This is a genomic window from Acinetobacter sp. DSM 11652 (assembly GCF_900109815.1).
Taxonomy (GTDB): Bacteria; Pseudomonadota; Gammaproteobacteria; order Pseudomonadales; family Moraxellaceae; genus Acinetobacter.
Genome location: NZ_FOBK01000002.1, coordinates 27430 through 45858 on the forward strand (window position 1 = coordinate 27430; position 18429 = coordinate 45858).

Genomic DNA, 18429 nt, shown 5'->3' on the forward strand with positions numbered 1-18429 from the left:
TCATCAATATTACAAATATACCTTAGACAAATATCTCCCTAAAATCATTGAACTTATTTCGCTTTTTGAGCCAGTATTAAGAATGCTTTTAACCTGAGTGAGCTGGCTTATCTATGAGTAAAATCTCTAATTTAGATATCAAATTGTACCAAAATTAGTACGAGTCACTCAAAGAAAGCAAAAAAATTAAAATTTCAGCATTAAAATTCAGAGCTTTAAATGCTAAAGCTCTGAATTTAATAAGTTAACGTGTAATTTTCCACGTTTGATATGAATTATTGCTTTGACATCCAATCATTTGTAAGCGTGCCATACTATTTGCACCATCAGCGGCATCAAGGCATAGACCTGTTTTTAAGTTGATATATTGGCTTGTATGGCGGCTATACAGCCATCGTTGACTACTATCATTATTGCACGGCGCAACTTTAACAAAATTATCTTTAACATCGCCCATCAAACAAGCATCCCGATGAGTTAAGTATAAACGATGTGTGTGATCCGTACTCAGACGTTGATTGCCGTTGTTGGGATCGCATGAATACAATCCCATTTGTTGACCACCATTCAAGCTATCTGCACAAAAACCACGTGCACCATTTTTCAAAGTGAAAGGTTTTTGCTGGGTGTAATTGGCATTATTCACAGTAGAAATGCAAGTAGAATCATCCGTGCAATGCGCTGATGCCACTTGTACACAATTTCCATAAGTTTTAGTCGTTTGTGATTTAGACTTAATTGAAGAGTTTGCTATTGCAGAATAGGTGGCAGAAACAGATGTATGAACATCATTACAACTGTTATAGCCATAAATACCGTTGGGTTGTTGGTGCTGTCTGAAATTTTCGGTAAATGTAGCTAAACTATCAAAACCACCCCAGGTCTGAGGCACATTGATTTTTGCAATTTCAAGTTGTTTACCAGTACTCATGTCTTTAACAAAAGCTGAAACTGTACTGTCATTATTTTTCACAATCTTAAAATTATATTTCGTGCCTTCTTTCCATTCATAAGGTAAGTCACATTGAACGCCATCACCTTCATGATCAAATTGTCTGCAATACGCAGGGTATCCTGATTTCCAAGATGTCGTTTTCCAGATTGAGAAATTTAAATACTTCTGATCATTGCTTCGTTGCTGTAATCCAACATAACCGATATTTCCATTTTTTAATGAAAATTGATTGGCCCAAAATGTATTACCATCATTTCCTGGCTCATTGGTAATGATGATTTGATTTTCAAGTGTTGCAAAGCCATTAGCAGGAATATTGTTCCAATGGTAGTCAGTAGAAACCATTCCGCCTGCAACCACGGCATACGTATTCGAAACTCCAAGTAACAGAGAAGTACTTAAAGTGGTACGAATAATAAGATTGATTAAATTCATTGTTATATGCTCATATGATTATAAAAATTAAGACATAGATTCTTTAGTTTTACTTATGATTCTACAGTGATGAATACAATTTAGAATCACTATAAATAAATTTTATTTAAGTTTAACTAAACATTAAACATGTTGAAATGTTATAACATAACAATTATGATTTAGTTACATCAAAAATCAAGATCATTCATTGATTGCAATAAGCGATCAAATGATGTGGTTGAACATGAAAACGAGTAACTCACCATGAATATTGATTCTTCACAACCGTATAAATTACCTGTCACTGTGCTATCTGGATTTCTTGGTGCAGGAAAAACCACACTTTTAAATCATATTTTAAATAATAGAGAAGGAAAACGTGTCGCAGTAATTGTGAACGATATGTCAGAAGTCAATATTGATGCGGCTTTAGTCAGAGAAGGTGGGGCGGAATTATCACGAACGGAAGAAAAACTCGTTGAAATGAGTAATGGATGTATTTGCTGTACTTTGAGAGAAGATTTATTAGTAGAAGTAAGACGATTAGCGGAAGAGAAAAAATTTGATCAACTCGTCATTGAATCTACCGGAATATCAGAGCCTCTACCTGTAGCCGAAACATTTACGTTTGAAGATGAAGACGGCGTATCTCTAAATGAGTACGCTCGTTTAGATACCATGGTGACCGTAGTCGATGCATTCAATTTTTTACGTGATTATCGTTCATATGATCTTCTTCATGAGCGTGGCGAATCACTTGGAGAATTTGACCAACGTACTGTTGTGGATTTACTGATAGATCAAATCGAATTTTGTGATGTTATTATTCTAAACAAAACTGATTTAATCGATGAGCATCAGAAGTCCCAGCTTTATGCGATTCTCAAAAAGCTTAACCCTAGAGCAAAAATTGAGTCATCTACATTTGGTCAGGTTGAACTCGATAAAATACTCAACACACAGCTTTTTAATTTTGATGAAGCCTCACAAGCACCTGGTTGGTTAAAAGAGTTGAGAGGAGAGCATAAGCCTGAAACTGAAGAATATGGAATCGAAAGTTTCGTATATAGAGCAAGAAGACCCTTTCACCCACAACGTTTTTACAATTTTATTCATTCAGAATGGAAAGGTGTTATACGCTCAAAAGGATTTTTTTGGCTTGCTGCGGAACCAACAATGGCTATGGCTTGGTCACAAGCTGGAGGTATGGCTCGGCATGGTCAAGCAGGATATTGGTGGGCTTCGGTACCACAAGAGGAATGGCCACAAGATACGCAATCTATTCAGGAAATTGAATCGAGTTGGCATCCAGAAACGGGTGATGCCAGACAGGAAATTGTTTTAATTGGTCAAGAGATGGATAAAGAGCAATTAATCCAGAATTTTGATCAATGTTTACTTACTGATTCGGAGATGAGTTTAGGACCAATCGTTTGGTGTAATTTCTTTAATCCATTTGAAGCTGAAAAAGAATTATTCGCCTAAATTGAGCAAGGAATTCCTTAACAAATTAAGAGTAATCTGAGTTCTCCTGCATTTTCTTTTGGAGCACGGTGAATACAAGGAAGTACTTTCTGATCAGGATGATCTACAGCCAAACGCCAGAGATGACCAATTCCTAAATTTAAAGGTGCTGCACCATTTTTAGGTTGATAGTGAAGATCCATATAGGTCTCTTCAAGAAAATCCTCAAACTCATGGTCTTCGCCATCAAACAATGATTTAATTTTTTGACGGATTTCTGGAATATGAATTTTTTGTTCAACCTGATCATTGGAAATAATATCGCTAGCCGCCCCGTAATAGGTACACAGATATGTATCCGTTGCTAATGGCGATCGATCTACATGAAAAGAATATACATCAGTGCTGATAAAATCCAATTCTTCATCACGCTGATATTCTTTGATTAAGTTTAAAGACGGAGATGCACCCAATTCGGTGAGTAACATTATATCATTGAGGATAATGTCTCTCGCTTTGCTTGCAGAGTCTGAAAGTTTGAGTTGCTCTAATTGAGCGATGGTAATTTCAGTAATATCTTCTATGAGTGTAAGTTTTCTAACGATTTCTTCGAAATTGAAGTCTAAATGCCTATACCAACATAAAGCATTGACAGGGTCTTCAAAAACTTCATTCGCTAATGCTTGGAAAGTATTCACCAATTTGGCTTGAGGATATGAGTGAATGAGTTCGAGCATATGATCTAAAACTTTTTAAAAACATATTATAGCTTTTAGCTCTAGACTTGATAAGACTGGATTTAGATAATTGATCGTTGTCCTATGTAGTAGGAGAGTGGAGCTTCCACCCATAACTACACGCTGTCAACAATAACGATAGATACTCATTAAGGCTATTCTAAAATTGTGTGTAAAAAGCTAAACATAGCTTAAGTTTTTTATTAGCTACAATTTCTGTTTAGCTTTTTGACGGAGAGCATACAAATATAAGCTTTCTACTTTTTCACGTGCCCATGGAGTAGTCCGTAGAAATCGTAAAGATGATTTAACACTCGGGTCGATGCAAAAACAACGAATTTCAATTTTACGACTTAATCCTTCAAAACCTCCGTAGTAATCCAATAACTCATCTAAAATGTCAGCAAGTTTTTTGCCATGTAAAGGATCATTGGAGGTGTTCATAATAGATCAACTGAATTGTGTAAGCTGAGCATTATAACCTGAGCTAGACAAAAATTGTGAACGTTGCTTTCTATACTCAATGGTCCATCAAAAATGACAGATTGTGTTTTGCTTTTAATTTTTTTTCCTAATTTGAATTCTAATCATTAGTTGTTTTATGCCATGTAACAAGACAATAGCTAGTATTGGTGCGCTGTTTAAGATATTGTATTTAAAATAAAATGGAAGTTATGTGATTTCAGAATGACTTGTTAAATTAAGATGAATAGACAGCTTTATAAAAGATACTTTAAACGGACAGATAACGTCACTTTTCCTTGTCCTAGTTGCGCGAATCTAAGTTTGAAATTAATTAACGATAAGTTTTTTGCAGAATACACTGCATTGTCAAAAAAAATGCAAGCAGATGATGACTACTGGGAGCCAGAATGGCTAAATTCAGTTTTTACTACCGTACTTGTTTGTAATAATTCAGATTGTGCTGAGTCAGTCATATGTTCTGGTATTAGATCTGTCGATTGGGAACTAAAACCTAATGAACATAATGAACATGGTGAAATGGAACAACAATACTGTTCGTTTTATCTTCCTAAAATATTTATCCCTACAATACATTTTTTCAATATTCCAGAAAAATGTCCTGATAGTGTTAATTCATTATTAATTGAAGCTTTTTCGTTAACACTTCAATCACCTGGTTCAGCAGCTAACAAAGTTAGAGCTGCCATAGAAAATCTTCTAACGGAATATGGTGTTCCTAGATATTCTAGAAAAAATGGGAAAAATAATAGGCTAACTTTAGATTCTAGAATTGCTAAAGCAAAGGATAAAAATGCTGTTTTAGGCGAGCTTATGGCTTGGTAATGCGGGAAGTCATGCTAATTCTGAAATATCACAAGATGATGTCTTTGACGCTTATGAGCTTATGAGCCATTTATTGAATGAGTTATATCACTCTAAAGCTGATTATATAAACTAGCCAAAGCCATTAGAAAGAAAAAAGGACCTATTAAAAAATAGTTAAAAAGAGTCCATGTTATCTAATGGTGGACTCTCGTCTTAAATTAAAGAATAAAAGGGCTGTTAATCCTCCTAAATTTTACAGCTTGTTTGGGTTTTAGATTCTTCAAGTAATATTTGATCAGTGCATGTATTACATCTGATTATTTCATCAAAATTTTTTTCTCAATGATGAGTTTTATCTAAGATTCCTTGATACTGAATTCTTAGCCATCACAAATTATATAAACCAATGTTAAGGGTTGTTGTTCCAAATACTCTATTTAACATAATATACATTATGCGAAATTATAGTAAATGAATCTCTGGTCAATCGACAAATGAATATTTCATGTGTATACATATGCTTAGTCAATTTTAAAGAAAATCGATTATGGAAAATCAAAAAAGAATTCATGCTTTCACGGATGATATATTAGGTACGAGTGATGCGATTGAGCTCTCTAACAGAATTCAATCTAAAGACATCTCAATTGATGAAGTTTTAAGAGCTACGATTGAACGCGCAAAAATTGTAAATCCTCTGCTAAATGCAATTGAATTCGAAAACTTCGAAAAAACACTCAATTCGCCTACTTTTAAACCAAATCAGATTTTTTCTGCAATCCCTATATTTATTAAGGATAATTTGGATCTTATTGGTTTTCCTACGCAACAAGGATCAACATCGTTCAAATCCAAGGAAAAGATCAAAAATTCTAAAATTACTCAACAAATGTTAGATACAGGCTTAATTGCACTGGGTAAATCTAAAATGCCTGAATTTGGCTTAAATGCTTCAACAGAATTTAAGTCTGGGGATTACACACGCAATCCTTGGCATACTGATTATTCGTGTGGAGCTTCTTCAGGTGGAGCTGCGGCACTCGTTGCATCAGGCGTAGTACCAATTGCACATGCAAATGATGGTGGTGGTTCGATACGAATTCCTGCAGCAAATTGCGGTTTAGTCGGTTTAAAGCCGACACGTGGTCGTTGGTATCCAAATGAAGGTTCGCAGTATTTACCAATTGACCTTGTTTCAGATGGTGTTTTAACACGTTCTGTGCGGGATACCGCGTTTTTCTTTGCTGAAATGGAAAAACAATATAAGTCAAAAAAATTACCCGAAATTGGCTTAATCCAGCATCCATCCAGCAAACCTTTACGGATTGGTCTTGTTTATGATTCATTGCAAACCAATACTGATGCTGAGACCCGTCAAACTGTTGAGTCTACTGCTCAATTACTCAGGAATTTAGGTCATCATATTGAAGAATTTTCACTTCCTATTCCAGATTCGTTTGTAGATGATTTCAGCCACTATTGGGGTTTTTTATCATTTATGATTCAACAGTTTGGAAAACCGCTACTTGGCAAAGATTTTAACGTGAATGAGTTAGATCATCTAACAGTTGGGCTTGCAAGCTTGTACAGGAAAAATTTCTATAAAACCCCTTTATTTTTATACCGTTTAAAGCAAATCCAGCGCATCTATCAAAAAATCTTCCAACAATATGATGTCATCCTTTCGCCAGTTTTAGCGCATGTTTCGCCTCAAATTGGATATCTTTCACCTCAACTCGAATTTGATGTTTTATTTGAGCGTTTAAGGAATTATGTGGCATTCACACCTATTCAGAATATCGCAGGTGCTCCAGCGATATCATTGCCGATGGGTATGACCAAATTAGATTCAAGACCGATAGGTATTCAGCTTTCTGCTGATTTGGGACAAGAACGTTTACTGATAGATCTCGCTTATCAGCTTGAACACATACAACCTTTTAAAAAAATATTCGATTAAATTCATACGCTAAGGATCATTAATCAAATTCTTGATGATCCTTATCAACAATACTCAGTGCTTGTTTATCACTTTTTATGCATAATATATACATAAATGTGATTTAGAGATTTGTATGGATTTAACGAAGCATTCTGTGGAACGAATCATTCCAGCTTGGAAATGGTTAAAAAAATACAATACTCAAGATTTTAAATCTGATTTTCTTGCATCTGTGATCGTGCTTGCAATGCTTGTACCACAAGGCATGGCATATGCCATGATTGCAGGCTTACCTCCAATTATGGGATTATATGCCAGTATTATCCCTATGATTGCTTATGCATTGATTGGAGGGAGTACTACCCTTTCAATTGGTCCAGTTGCATTAATCTCCATGATGACTTTTGCTACATTACAGCCATTATATGAAGTGGGTTCACCAGTCTATATTCAAGCTGCCTATTTGCTAGCAGTAATGGTTGGCATAATTTCATTTTTATTGGGACTATTTAGATTTGGTTTTTTGATTCGTCTCATTAGCCATCCTGTGATTAAGAGTTTTATCATTGCTTCAGCTGTCTTAATTGCATTAGGTCAAATAAAATTTATTCTTAATATTCCATTGCAATCCAGTAATTTAATCGAATTTTTTACGAGTTTGGCTCAATATATTTCTTTATATGATTTGGCCAGCTTATCTTTGGGTTTAGCTTCAATTTTAGCGCTCATTTATTTACCACAATTACTTAAAATTCCAGCATTTTCAAATCATCAAAAATTAATGCAATTTGTACAAAAAGCATTACCGTTATGCTTAGTGCTTTTTTCAATCTTACTGGTTCAATCCTTTGATTTAACTGCCTATGGAATTAAAACAGTAGGTGAAATTCCAAGTGGATTACCCCCTATTCAAATGCCGTACTGGACTTGGGACATGGTAAAAATATTGCTTCCTGGCGCAGTAATGATCGCTATGGTGAGTTTCGTTGAATCTATTTCGATCGCGCAAGCTACGGCTTTTCAATCACGTAGTAATTTGAACAGTAATCAAGAGCTTGTTGCGCTCGGTGTTGCAAATTTTGGCGCTGGAATCAGTGGCGCATTTCCTGTCACTGGTAGCTTATCACGTACAGTGGTCAATGCTGATGCTGGTGCTAAAACACCTATGGCTGGGGTTTTATCCTCGCTACTTATTATTGTGGTCAGTCTATATTTTACAAGCCTATTTGAATATTTACCTTTAGGAGTATTGGCTGCAACAATCATTGTGTCGATATGGAAACTTGTTGAAATTAAACCTTTTATAGCGGCTTGGAAATATTCTAAAGCAGATGGTTTAGCAATGGCACTCACATTTTTAGGAGTGCTGTGTATAGATATTACGACAGGCTTAATGGTAGGTATTATTTCAACATTTGTGTTGCTGTTGTGGAGAATTAGTCGTCCACATATTGCAGTGATTGGTCTCGTTGAAGGCACGCAGCATTTTAGAAATATTTCAAGGCACCAGGTTATTACCAGTAAAAGGCTCGTTTCGGTGAGAATTGATGAAAATTTGAGTTTTCTCAATGCAAACACCCTGAAGGAATTTATTATTTCAGAGGTTAGCCAACATGATGAGCTTCAACATGTTGTCATTAACTGTTCCAGTATTAGTAATATTGACTATTCAGCTTTAGAGACTCTTGAAGAAATGAATTCTGAGTTATCTAAACTCAATATTCAACTACACTTAAGCGAAGTTAAAGGTCCTGTTATGGATCGCTTAAATTCAACCAATTGGATACAACATCTGACAGGTAAAATATACCTCACTCATTTCCAAGCAGTATATGAATTAGACCCGCATTTCAGCGAAAATAAATCATCTTTTGCATAAGAATTTGATATTCTTAAGTAAGAATTATCAAAAAAAATCCAGTGATTTGATTCACTTAATTTTTATTATGAATAAGTTTTATATTTAAAATCATTTTTAAGTATAGAATACCCCACTTATTTATCCGATTTTAAGCCAGACTCGGCATTATTAGGTTCAGTTATGTTCACTGCTCTAGCACGTTTGAGTTTAGTCACCAAAATCATTATCGCCATTATTCTTGGCGTTTTGGTGGCTATATTTTTTCCTCAAGTTGCACCACAATTAAGCTTGCTGGGTGATTTATTTATTAAAGCCCTTAAATCTGTTGCACCAATTCTTGTTTTTGTTTTGGTCCTGTCTTCGATTGCAAACTTTAAAGTTGGTGATAGCAGCAGTACGAAAATCAAACCCATTATGATGATGTATGCCGTAGGTATGTTTTTATCTGCGTTAACTGCTGTCATTGTGAGTAATTTATTTCCAAGCACTCTTTTCCTAGATGTCGCTGCGCAAGCTGATTTACAACCACCTGGCAGCTTGACTGAAATTCTTAAAAATTTATTACTCAGTTTTGTTGCGAATCCTATCGTTGCATTAAGTGAAGCAAACTTTATTGGGATTTTGGGTTGGGCTGTTGCACTGGGTATAGCATTTCGTCATGCCACAGACACCACAAAACAGTGTCTGACGGATGCTGCGAATGCCGTGAATAACGTGATTCGTCTTGTCATCAGTTTTGCACCTTTCGGTATTTTTGGACTTGTTGCAGTGACTTTTGCAGATGCAGGTCTTAAAACCTTAGCAAGTTATGCACAATTATTGTCTGTTCTATTAGGGACTATGTTCTTTGTTGCACTTGTAATTAACCCAATTATGGTGGCATTTGTTACGCGTTCAAATCCTTATCCATTGGTTATTCAATGTCTACGTGAAAGTGGGATCACCGCATTTTTCACCCGTAGTTCAGCAGCAAATATTCCGGTGAACTTGGATCTTGCCAAGCGTTTGGGCGTGAATGAATCGACAGCGAGTGTAGCAATCCCGTTGGGTGCTGCAATTAATATGGCGGGCGCATCAGTAACGATTACCGTATTAACATTAGCAGCGGTGAATACACTTGGTATTTCCGTTGACTTTACCACTATGCTTGTTCTTTCTGTTGTGGCTACTGTTTCTGCCTGCGGTGCTTCAGGTGTAGCGGGTGGTTCACTGTTATTGATTCCTGTCGCTTGTGGCTTATTCAATATTTCACCAGATGTGGCTATGCAAGTTGTAGCCATCGGTATGGTGATCAGTGTTCTACAAGATTCAACTGAAACAGCCCTCAACTCATCTACAGATGTATTGTTTACTGCTGCGGTTGATCGCGCTCCTTCAAAATAATATATTCATGGCATAAACATTTAGAATGAAAGATATGCCATTTCAATTCCTTCCAAACTGGGTACAATTTGGGGCTTTCATGCTTGCAGTAAATGCAGGCATGATCAACGTTTTGGGTCTCATTTCTTTATTACATCAGTCAGTTTCACACATGACAGGCAATGCAAGTTTGCTTGCCATCGGTCTTATTGACCATGATTTCAAAGCTGTAATTTTTCTTATTCTTATTATCCTGAGTTATGTTTTAGGCTCTAGTTTTAGCGGTCTGATATTGGGGAATAGTCAATTTAAACTCGGGCGCAGATATGGTCTACCATTGAGTTTAGTGACTCTTTTTATTCTGCTCTGTTGGGTATTTATTCCCTATTATCCTCGTTATGCACTGCTATGGGCATGTTGTGCGATGGGTGTACAAAATGCCATGGTAAGTCATTATAAAGGTGCGATTATACGCACGACTCACCTTTCTGGTGTCTTAACCGATCTTGGTTTAGCATTTGGATATTTTGTAAGAGGTCTGACAACGGAATCCAGAAAAGTTATTTTGCATTTAGTGATTTTATTTGGTTTTATTATTGGCAGTACTGTTGCGGCATTCAGCTATCCTTATTTACAATTAGAAGCGTTTTTAATTCCTGCAGGTTTAAGTTTTTTACTGACCCTGATCTATTGGATTTTATATTTCCGTCATTGTTATTTTCAAAAATCGTAGTTGGTATTACTCATGGTAAAAAATGCCTTGCAAGCACAATTGCTCAAAGCTGGTTTAGTCGATCAAAAAAAGGCTAAAAAACTTTCTAAACAAGCTGTGCATGAGCAACGCACGGGTCAAAGCAACGAAGCTGAGATTAAAGCTAAAATTGAACAAGATTTAAAGCAAAAACTAGAAAAAGATCAGAATCTTAATCTTGAAATCAAACGCCAGCAAGATGAAAAAGCATTACGTGCAGCAGTAGTGCAAATGATTGGTCAACATAAAATCAAAGATATTGATGGTGAAATCAGCTACCAGTTCGTTGATGAAAATAAAATCAAGAAAATTTATATTAATCAACAAGTTTACAATGCACTCGTGGCAGGCACATTAGTCATTGCTAAAGATCAAGCCAGTTATGCAGTTCTACCAAGAACGCTATCTGAGCGGATTAATGAAAAAGTCGAAGGATTTATTATTGTGAATAATGCTGAAAAAAACGAAGCTATTACAGATGAGGAAGATCCATATGCAGCTTATGTTATTCCAGATGATTTAATGTGGTAAATTACTCTAAAGCCTAATTTATTAGGCTTTTTTTACGCTTAATGTGTGATTCAGATTGCGGTGTAGCAGGTATAAATTCACGATTAAGATGCTTTAAGTCATATTGCTGCTTCCAACCATCACGAGATGAGTCTATCAATTTTCTGCGCTCGCCTTCTATTCTCTAATTCGATTTTTTTTCAATTGATGGTATTTGGGGGAGCTCAAAAAAATAATCGATTGATTTTCTCACATTATTTTTTCAATTTATAAATGCTGAAAATGCACAAGCTCAATAATGCTTCTTTCAGGAACTTTCGCGAAGGTTAAGAATACAATGAGATTGAGAATGAAAAAAAATCTGGTTTCAAGATAAGCTTTATAATTTAAAAATGTAATGACGATAATCTAGGAAATTTTATAGTGTGCCTTACTTCACTTTAATTTTATTTAAAATAGAAGTTCATAAAATGTTTCAAGTAATTTATTTAATCTATTCTGTTTGATAAACGTTAACTCTAATAAATTTAATAACTTAAACCATTAAGCTAATGCCAATTCATTTAGAGGTGATCAAGTTGGACAGATTAAATTTTGTAACTCAAATCCAAGAATGGTCAGATCAATTTCCTTGGTTAGAGATGTTGACCTCTCTGAGCATTCTTATTCTCATTGCATTTATCGCAAATTTTATTGCTAAACAAGTGGTCGTCCGTGGTATTCGCAAAATTATTAGCAAACTACGTTTTAGTTATAGTGATGTCTTAGCGGAACATAGCGTTATTCGAAGAATTGCAAACATTGTCCCAGCATTGGTGATTATGAATGGAATTGTGACGGTTCCTCACCTGTCTGAAAAAGTCATTACATTGATTCAGATGTTTGCACAAGCCTTCATTTTCTTAACCATTGCCTTGGCAATTAGTCAGCTTCTCACCATTTTTAATATTATTTATCAACGTAATCCTAAATCTCACAATAAGCCAATTAAGGGTTATTTACAGTTAGTTAAACTCATTATTTTTGTTGTTTGTGCACTGATGGTCATAGGAACATTTCTTAAAAAAGATGTTTTCACGCTATTGGCAGGTTTCGGGGCAATGGCAGCAGTGCTCATGCTGGTTTTCCAAAATACAATTCTATCTCTAGTGGCTTCAGTTCAAATCTCTTCATATGACATGGTTCGGATTGGTGATTGGATTGAAATGCCAACCTTAAATGCGGATGGCGATGTCATTGATATGTCATTACATACGGTGACCGTACAAAACTTTGATAAGACCTATACCACTATTCCGACCAATCGTTTGGTGACAGATACTTTTAAGAACTGGCGAGGTATGCAAGAGCAAGGTGTTCGTCGTATTAAACGTGCACTCTATATCGATCAAAATAGTGTTCACTTCTTATCTGCAATGGAATACAGCAAACTTAAAGAATTTCTGATTTTAGAAAAATATCTGGATGAGAAACAAACTGAGTTAAAAAACTTTAATCAGCAATACGCAAATAATGGGGTCAATAACCAACGTCGTTTAACCAATTTAGGAACATTCCGCGCATATATTGAATACTATTTAAAAAATCATCCAGGTATTGCACAAAATCAGTCCTTAATCGTTCGTCAATTACAACCGACAGGTGAAGGTTTGCCTATAGAAATTTATGCTTTTACAAATACGACAGCATGGGTGGCTTATGAGGCGATCCAATCCGATATTTTTGATCATCTTTTGGCGATTCTTCCTGAGTTTGGATTAAAAATATTCCAGATTCCTTCTGGGAATGATTTCAAGATTCCTCAAGACACAGTAAACTGAGTTTTGATTAGATGAATTAAGATTAGTCGTATGCTGCAGTGGTTTGAAAGACTCGTTGATCCATATCCATCCAAAGATTTAAATCAGCCCTTGCCGAAGAAATTTTTTCCATTTGTTTGGCAAGCAGCATCAGGAGTTAAGCGCTATCTCTTGGTGTTGGTGTTATTTACTGCAGCAACAGCTTCATTTGAAGCTATTTTCTTCTCTCAAATTGGTCATTTAGTTGATTGGTTGTCCGCATCGACGCCTCAAAATTTTCTCGAAAATAACCAAACAAATCTGATGATTTTGTCTGGTTTTCTACTTGCTAATATTTTCTTTGCAAGTTTGCAATCAATCATAAGGCATCAGATTTTATTCAGTAGCTTTCCAATGCGCTTGCGTTGGCGTTTTCACAACTTATTACTTCTTCAAGGTTTAGACTTTTTTCACAATGATTTTGCAGGTCGATTGTCAGCTAAAGTCATGCAAACTTCACTTGCAGTTCGTGAATTTTGGGTAATTTTGGGGGATATCGTTACTTATGTGGTGATTTATTTTATTACCATCAGTGTGGTTTTAGGAAACGTCTCCCCTCTTCTCCTTATTCCCCTGATGGCATGGTTGATTTTATTCATTGGCGCGGCATCCTTCTTTATCCCGCGACTTGGAAAAATTTCAAAAAAGCAGGCTGATGCACGCGCGGTGATGACTGGTCGTGTGACTGATGCTTATACAAATATACAAACAGTAAAATTGTTTGCACATGCTGGTCGTGAAAGCCAATATGCCAAAGAGTCTATGCAACTTTTTATGAAGACGGTGTATACCCAGATGCGTCTGGGAACTGCTTATGAAATTAGCATTAATCTACTGACCGCAATTTTATTCTTTGGCGTTTTAGGTACAGCAGTTTGGCTTTGGTTTATTGGTGAAGCAAACATCGGTGTGATCGCCGCAACGACAGCCATGATTTTAAAGCTGAATAGTATGGCTTCTTTTATGATGTGGCAAACTTCAGCCTTATTTGAAAATATTGGTACCATCCAAGATGGGATGACCACGCTAGCCAAACCAATAGCAATTCAAGACAAAGAAGCTGCACTGCCACTCGAGGTACACTCTGGTGCGATTAAATTTGATAATGTGAGCTTTGCATATAATCAAAAAAATGTTATTAATCACTTGAATTTAGAAATTAAACTGGGTGAAAAAATTGGAATTGTCGGTCGGTCTGGTGCTGGAAAATCGACACTGATCCAACTACTACTTCATTTTTATCAAACCCAACAAGGTAAAATTTATATCGATGGCCAAGCGATTGATGAAGTCACCCAAGATAGCTTAAGAAAAAACATTGCTCTCGTGACGCAGGATACTTCTTTGCTGCATCGAAGTGTTGCTGAGAATATTAAATATGGTCGACCTGAAGCGACTGATGAAGAAATGTATGAAGCTGTCCGTAAAGCTCGAGCAGAAGAGTTTATCCCTCAGCTTACAGATCTACGTGGTCAGACAGGATATGACGCTTATGTGGGTGAACGTGGTGTAAAATTATCTGGTGGGCAAAGACAGCGTATAGCAATTGCACGGGTATTCCTAAAAGATGCTCCAATTTTGATTTTAGATGAAGCAACCAGCGCACTCGATTCAGAAGTTGAGGCGGCGATTCAGGCAAGCCTTGATGACTTGATGGAAGGTAAAACGGTAATTGCAATTGCACACCGCCTTTCAACAATTGCTCAAATGGATCGATTAATTGTTTTGGATCAAGGAAATATCGTAGAACAAGGATCTCACGATGAGCTGATCCAACAGAATGGAATTTATGCCCAACTCTGGCAACGCCAAACGGGTGGATTTTTAGTTGAACAAAAAGTGAAAGACAAGGAATTAGACGAAGATGCTTTATCTTGATGATTTAAAAGTGGGTGATCAGTTTAAAAGTCGTGAATATGAGTTAACACTCGAAGAAATTAAAGAATTTGCACAAAAATATGACCCTCAAGTCTTTCATACTGATGAAGAGGCTGCAAAAGATCATCCTATTTTTCAAGGTATCGCAGCCAGTGGTTGGCAAACTTCAGCCATTACCATGCGTCTCTGGACTGAATGTTTTCCAATTGCCAAGGGGCTTATCGGTTCAGAGTCAAGCTTAAGATGGCCAAAACCAGCTCGTGCAGGTGATCGTTTGCATGTGGAAGTTGAAATTGTTGCTATCAATCCTTCTAAAACAAAGCTAGATCGTGGAATTGTGAGCTATGTCACACAAACAAAAAATCAGCATGGTGATGTTTTGTTGATTTCAACCACAAAAATTGTCGTTTTTAAGGCTTAAACATCGGTTTCACACTAGATTTGTCCGACAAAATTGGTATTTTCTATCTGGAATTTATGTCAGTATTATTTTCACCAAAAATTATGAAAAAAATTGTGTAAAGCAATGGATCGCACATGAAAACAGTTTCAGTTCGCCCAGATTTAGGCATTCCAGGTGTTTACGGACTCTTACTTTTAGATGTTGTTTCTCGTTGGGGTTATAGTGCTGAGTCGCTATTCGCTCCCTTTGGATTCACCAACGAGCAACTTGCCGATCCTGAATTTAGAATTCCACTACAAGTAGCGAATGAGATGATTATTCTCGCGCGCAAAATGACAGGTGAAAGTTCTCTTGGTTATCATCTTGGTAACCAAATGCGGATTTCTATCCATGGTTTTATTGGCTATGCCATTATGACCTCGAATGAGATTACTGATGCACTTATTTTAGCCAACCGCTTTATACAACTGCGTATGCCTTTTCTGCAATTTCATTTTTCGACATTTACAGAACAAGTTTCTTTGCAGTTACAATGTGATATTGATCTTGAACCGCTGAGAACTGAAATTGTCATGGCTTTGACTTTTGGTGTCATTACCATGGCAAAAGCACTGACAGGCATAAATGATTTGTATGGCGAAATTAATTTCGACTTTCCTAAACCTGAAGGCTTTGACAAATACATCAGTCGTCTACACCCTAAAACGATTATTCATTTTGACCAGACTCATTTTCTTGCCAGTTTCGATAAAAGTTATTTAGGCTTGAAGATGGTTAACGCAGATCCGATTGCCAGTCAAATTGCAATTAATCAGTGTGAAGCAGAACTATCAGAGCTTGGAGAACGCCGTCGAATTTCAATGCGTGTTCGCGATATTTTGACACATTCTGAACAGCACTATTTAAGTATTGAAAATGTGGCAGATCGCCTGCATATGTCTGATCGTACACTGAAACGTCAGTTGGCTGCAGAAGGAACTTCTTTTTCAACCTTAGTGGATGAAGTTCGATATCGTCATGCAACCTCCCTACTGTCACGTACTGACTATTCACTTGAACAAATCGCAGATGAACTCGGTTATTCAGATGTTGCGAATTTCAGTCGTGCATTTAAACGTTGGAGTGGTCGAAGTCCAAGCAGTTGGCGTAAAGATCCATATTTATAGAACTTTCGTTTTTAAATAAAACACTGTATAACACAAGAAAATTTTTCAAATCGAATTGAGGAGTCGTGATGAATCATCCTTCAGAGCTTAAATATGCTCGCACACACGAATGGGTACGTATTGAAGGTGATCTCGTTGTTACAGGGATCTCAGATCACGCACAAGATGCATTGGGTGATCTTGTCTATGTAGAAGCACCTGAAGTAGGTCGTGAATTGACTGCTGGTGAACAAGCGGGTGTAGTTGAGTCTGTGAAAACAGCTTCTGATATTCATGCTCCTGTAAGTGGTGTAGTTGTAGAAATTAATGAAAATCTAGAAGATGATCCAGATTTTGTAAATGATGATCCCTATGGCAAAGGCTGGATCTACAAAATTAAACCATCTAATTTGGCAGATGTAGAACAACTTCTCTCAAATACAGATTATGAATCAGGTTTGTGATATTTATGACCAGTCTACGGACTGGTTTTTTATTTATACATTTTCGGATGAATGGCTCACTTTTTGATGTAATTTTCATGTAATTTGATTATAATTAATTCAACTTCTCTCCCTACTTCATTGCTGACCAAAACCAAAAATAATTTTATTTGGCACAGATTGAAGCTTTTAATGGTTCAATATTTCAAGGTTGTCTATGTCTTCTATACATGCTGAGCATCTATGGAATAAATCTTTTATTCTGTGTCTAATTAATAACTTATTTATTTTCATCTTCTATTTTGCTCAGACAACGATATTGCCAATTTATATTCTTAATGATTTAAATGGTAATATTACCCAAGCTGGGCTTGCACTGACTTTATTTCTAGCTTCATCGATCGCAATACGACCGTTTACCGGTCTCATTATCGAGAAGATTGGGCTTAAAAAAGCACTTTATATCTCTGAGTCATTTTTTGTACTGCTCTCTTTCGCTTATATCTTTGCTGATAATCTAACCCTATTACTGGTCATTCGGTTACTACAAGGAATTTGGTTCAGTATTTTGACCACTGCCATGATACCAATCGTCAATGACTTCATTCCAAATCAGCGTAAAGGTGAAGGCATGGGCTATTTTGTCATGTCAGTCAATCTTGCCATTGTACTAGGACCCATGTTGGGCTTGATTCTCATTCAACCATGGGGATATATTCCAGTGGCTACACTTTTAGCTGCAATTGTTTTTATTGGTTATTTGTTCTGCTTTTTGATTCCGATCCAGACACAATTTCAAACTGTTAAGCGCAAAACAAAAATTAGTGTTCATGATTTTGTTGAGATTAAAGCTTTACCTGTTGCGATGATGGCGATGCTCATCTCATTTTCTTATGCAAGTATCATGTCTTTTATCTCGACATATGCTGAATCAAAAAATTTATTGACCTATGCGAGCTTATTCTTTGCTGTTTTTGCAATTTCCATGATGCTTCTAAGACCCTTCACAGGAAAGTTATATGACTCTAAGGGTCCTGCCTACGTTGTCTATCCAGCGATTGTGAGCTTTAGCATTGGGCTATTCATTCTAAGCCAAATTCATTCTGCTGCCGGATTATTGATATCTGCTGTCTTTATTGGTATAGGCTTTGGGTCTGCTCAGCCATGTCTCCAAACGCAAGCCATTCAAGCTGTAGCACGTGAACGAGTTGGACATGCGAGTTCAACTTTTTACACCTTTTACGATATTGGCATCGCATTAGGTTCTTTTATTCTAGGTATTGTGATCACACACTATCAGTATTCGATTGCATATATATTATGCGCGATATTGACGCTTTTGAGCTTGCTGTTTTACCGCTTCGTTGTTCAAACTAAAGTTAAAGCGGTCTAGATAGCTAAAAATTTGTCCAAAAAAAGCCTTCAGATGAAGG

At 36.4% G+C, this 18429-nt stretch carries 16 protein-coding genes; 13 read left to right on the forward strand and 3 right to left on the reverse strand.

Annotated elements, in window-relative coordinates; all coding sequences use genetic code 11:
• Window positions 1-244: 244 nt before the first annotated feature.
• Window positions 245-1390: an RICIN domain-containing protein gene (locus BMW42_RS02440; RefSeq protein WP_092766289.1), complete on the reverse strand. Its 1146-nt coding sequence runs from the start codon at window positions 1388-1390 to the stop codon at window positions 245-247.
• A 246-nt stretch (window positions 1391-1636) separates the two neighbouring features.
• On the opposite strand from BMW42_RS02440, the gene zigA reads away from it, so the two are divergent.
• Complete coding sequence (zigA, locus tag BMW42_RS02445; protein ID WP_092766290.1) at window positions 1637-2857, forward strand: zinc metallochaperone GTPase ZigA; 1221 nt, start codon at window positions 1637-1639, stop codon at window positions 2855-2857.
• A 17-nt stretch (window positions 2858-2874) separates the two neighbouring features.
• Here zigA and BMW42_RS02450 read toward each other — a convergent pair whose 3' ends face one another.
• Together BMW42_RS02450 and BMW42_RS02455 are read right to left on the reverse strand one after the other, a co-directional pair.
• Window positions 2875-3573 (reverse strand): DUF1826 domain-containing protein, encoded by a 699-nt coding sequence (locus BMW42_RS02450; protein ID WP_092766291.1) that lies wholly within the window; start codon window positions 3571-3573, stop codon window positions 2875-2877.
• 207 nt (window positions 3574-3780) lie between these two features.
• Window positions 3781-4017, reverse strand: a complete 237-nt coding sequence (locus tag BMW42_RS02455) for a VF530 family protein (RefSeq protein ID WP_092766292.1) — start codon at window positions 4015-4017, stop codon at window positions 3781-3783.
• A gap of 342 nt (window positions 4018-4359) precedes the next feature.
• Between BMW42_RS02455 and BMW42_RS02460 the strand changes: the two genes are divergently transcribed.
• The 12 genes from BMW42_RS02460 (at window position 4360) to BMW42_RS02515 (ending at window position 18389) form a co-directional block, all read left to right on the forward strand.
• Complete coding sequence (locus BMW42_RS02460) at window positions 4360-4881, forward strand: hypothetical protein (protein ID WP_228143074.1); 522 nt, start codon at window positions 4360-4362, stop codon at window positions 4879-4881.
• Between the two features lie 529 nt (window positions 4882-5410).
• Window positions 5411-6823 carry an amidase gene (locus BMW42_RS02465; RefSeq protein WP_092766293.1) on the forward strand — a complete coding sequence of 471 codons (1413 nt, stop codon included), beginning with the start codon at window positions 5411-5413 and terminating at the stop codon, window positions 6821-6823.
• A gap of 115 nt (window positions 6824-6938) precedes the next feature.
• Window positions 6939-8684, forward strand: coding sequence for a SulP family inorganic anion transporter (locus BMW42_RS02470; protein WP_092766294.1), 1746 nt, complete (start codon window positions 6939-6941; stop codon window positions 8682-8684).
• A 162-nt stretch (window positions 8685-8846) separates the two neighbouring features.
• The gene (sstT, locus tag BMW42_RS02475; RefSeq protein WP_092766295.1) at window positions 8847-10049 is read left to right on the forward strand and encodes a serine/threonine transporter SstT; all 1203 of its coding nucleotides are present in this window, start codon (window positions 8847-8849) and stop codon (window positions 10047-10049) included.
• A gap of 34 nt (window positions 10050-10083) precedes the next feature.
• Complete coding sequence (locus BMW42_RS02480; RefSeq protein WP_092766442.1) at window positions 10084-10761, forward strand: YoaK family protein; 678 nt, start codon at window positions 10084-10086, stop codon at window positions 10759-10761.
• Window positions 10762-10773: 12 nt separating this feature from the next.
• Complete coding sequence (locus BMW42_RS02485; protein ID WP_092766296.1) at window positions 10774-11310, forward strand: DUF2058 domain-containing protein; 537 nt, start codon at window positions 10774-10776, stop codon at window positions 11308-11310.
• A gap of 557 nt (window positions 11311-11867) precedes the next feature.
• Window positions 11868-13109 (forward strand): mechanosensitive ion channel family protein, encoded by a 1242-nt coding sequence (locus BMW42_RS02490; protein WP_228143075.1) that lies wholly within the window; start codon window positions 11868-11870, stop codon window positions 13107-13109.
• Window positions 13110-13139: 30 nt separating this feature from the next.
• Window positions 13140-15005 carry an ABC transporter ATP-binding protein gene (locus BMW42_RS02495; protein WP_092766298.1) on the forward strand — a complete coding sequence of 622 codons (1866 nt, stop codon included), beginning with the start codon at window positions 13140-13142 and terminating at the stop codon, window positions 15003-15005.
• Entirely contained in the window at window positions 14992-15426 is a 435-nt protein-coding gene (locus BMW42_RS02500; protein WP_035267505.1) for a MaoC family dehydratase, read from the forward strand. Before BMW42_RS02495 ends, BMW42_RS02500 begins: the two co-directional genes overlap by 14 nt.
• Window positions 15427-15542: 116 nt before the next feature.
• On the forward strand, window positions 15543-16574 hold the full coding sequence (locus BMW42_RS02505; protein WP_035267503.1) for an AraC family transcriptional regulator: 1032 nt from the start codon (window positions 15543-15545) through the stop codon (window positions 16572-16574).
• Between the two features lie 68 nt (window positions 16575-16642).
• Window positions 16643-17017 carry a glycine cleavage system protein GcvH gene (gcvH, locus tag BMW42_RS02510; RefSeq protein ID WP_035267502.1) on the forward strand — a complete coding sequence of 125 codons (375 nt, stop codon included), beginning with the start codon at window positions 16643-16645 and terminating at the stop codon, window positions 17015-17017.
• Between the two features lie 196 nt (window positions 17018-17213).
• Window positions 17214-18389, forward strand: coding sequence for an MFS transporter (locus tag BMW42_RS02515; protein ID WP_035267500.1), 1176 nt, complete (start codon window positions 17214-17216; stop codon window positions 18387-18389).
• The last annotated feature ends 40 nt before the right edge of the window (window positions 18390-18429 follow it).

Coding starts and splice junctions, on each gene's coding strand:
- BMW42_RS02455 (WP_092766292.1), bottom strand. CDS start 4,017: ATGAACACCTCCAATGATCCTTTACATGGCAAAAAACTTGCTGACATT.
- gcvH (WP_035267502.1), top strand. CDS start 16,643: ATGAATCATCCTTCAGAGCTTAAATATGCTCGCACACACGAATGGGTA.
- BMW42_RS02480 (WP_092766442.1), top strand. CDS start 10,084: ATGCCATTTCAATTCCTTCCAAACTGGGTACAATTTGGGGCTTTCATG.
- zigA (WP_092766290.1), top strand. CDS start 1,637: ATGAATATTGATTCTTCACAACCGTATAAATTACCTGTCACTGTGCTA.
- BMW42_RS02465 (WP_092766293.1), top strand. CDS start 5,411: ATGGAAAATCAAAAAAGAATTCATGCTTTCACGGATGATATATTAGGT.
- BMW42_RS02440 (WP_092766289.1), bottom strand. CDS start 1,390: ATGAATTTAATCAATCTTATTATTCGTACCACTTTAAGTACTTCTCTG.
- BMW42_RS02505 (WP_035267503.1), top strand. CDS start 15,543: ATGAAAACAGTTTCAGTTCGCCCAGATTTAGGCATTCCAGGTGTTTAC.
- BMW42_RS02485 (WP_092766296.1), top strand. CDS start 10,774: ATGGTAAAAAATGCCTTGCAAGCACAATTGCTCAAAGCTGGTTTAGTC.
- BMW42_RS02515 (WP_035267500.1), top strand. CDS start 17,214: ATGTCTTCTATACATGCTGAGCATCTATGGAATAAATCTTTTATTCTG.
- BMW42_RS02470 (WP_092766294.1), top strand. CDS start 6,939: ATGGATTTAACGAAGCATTCTGTGGAACGAATCATTCCAGCTTGGAAA.
- BMW42_RS02500 (WP_035267505.1), top strand. CDS start 14,992: ATGCTTTATCTTGATGATTTAAAAGTGGGTGATCAGTTTAAAAGTCGT.
- sstT (WP_092766295.1), top strand. CDS start 8,847: ATGTTCACTGCTCTAGCACGTTTGAGTTTAGTCACCAAAATCATTATC.
- BMW42_RS02450 (WP_092766291.1), bottom strand. CDS start 3,573: ATGCTCGAACTCATTCACTCATATCCTCAAGCCAAATTGGTGAATACT.
- BMW42_RS02495 (WP_092766298.1), top strand. CDS start 13,140: ATGCTGCAGTGGTTTGAAAGACTCGTTGATCCATATCCATCCAAAGAT.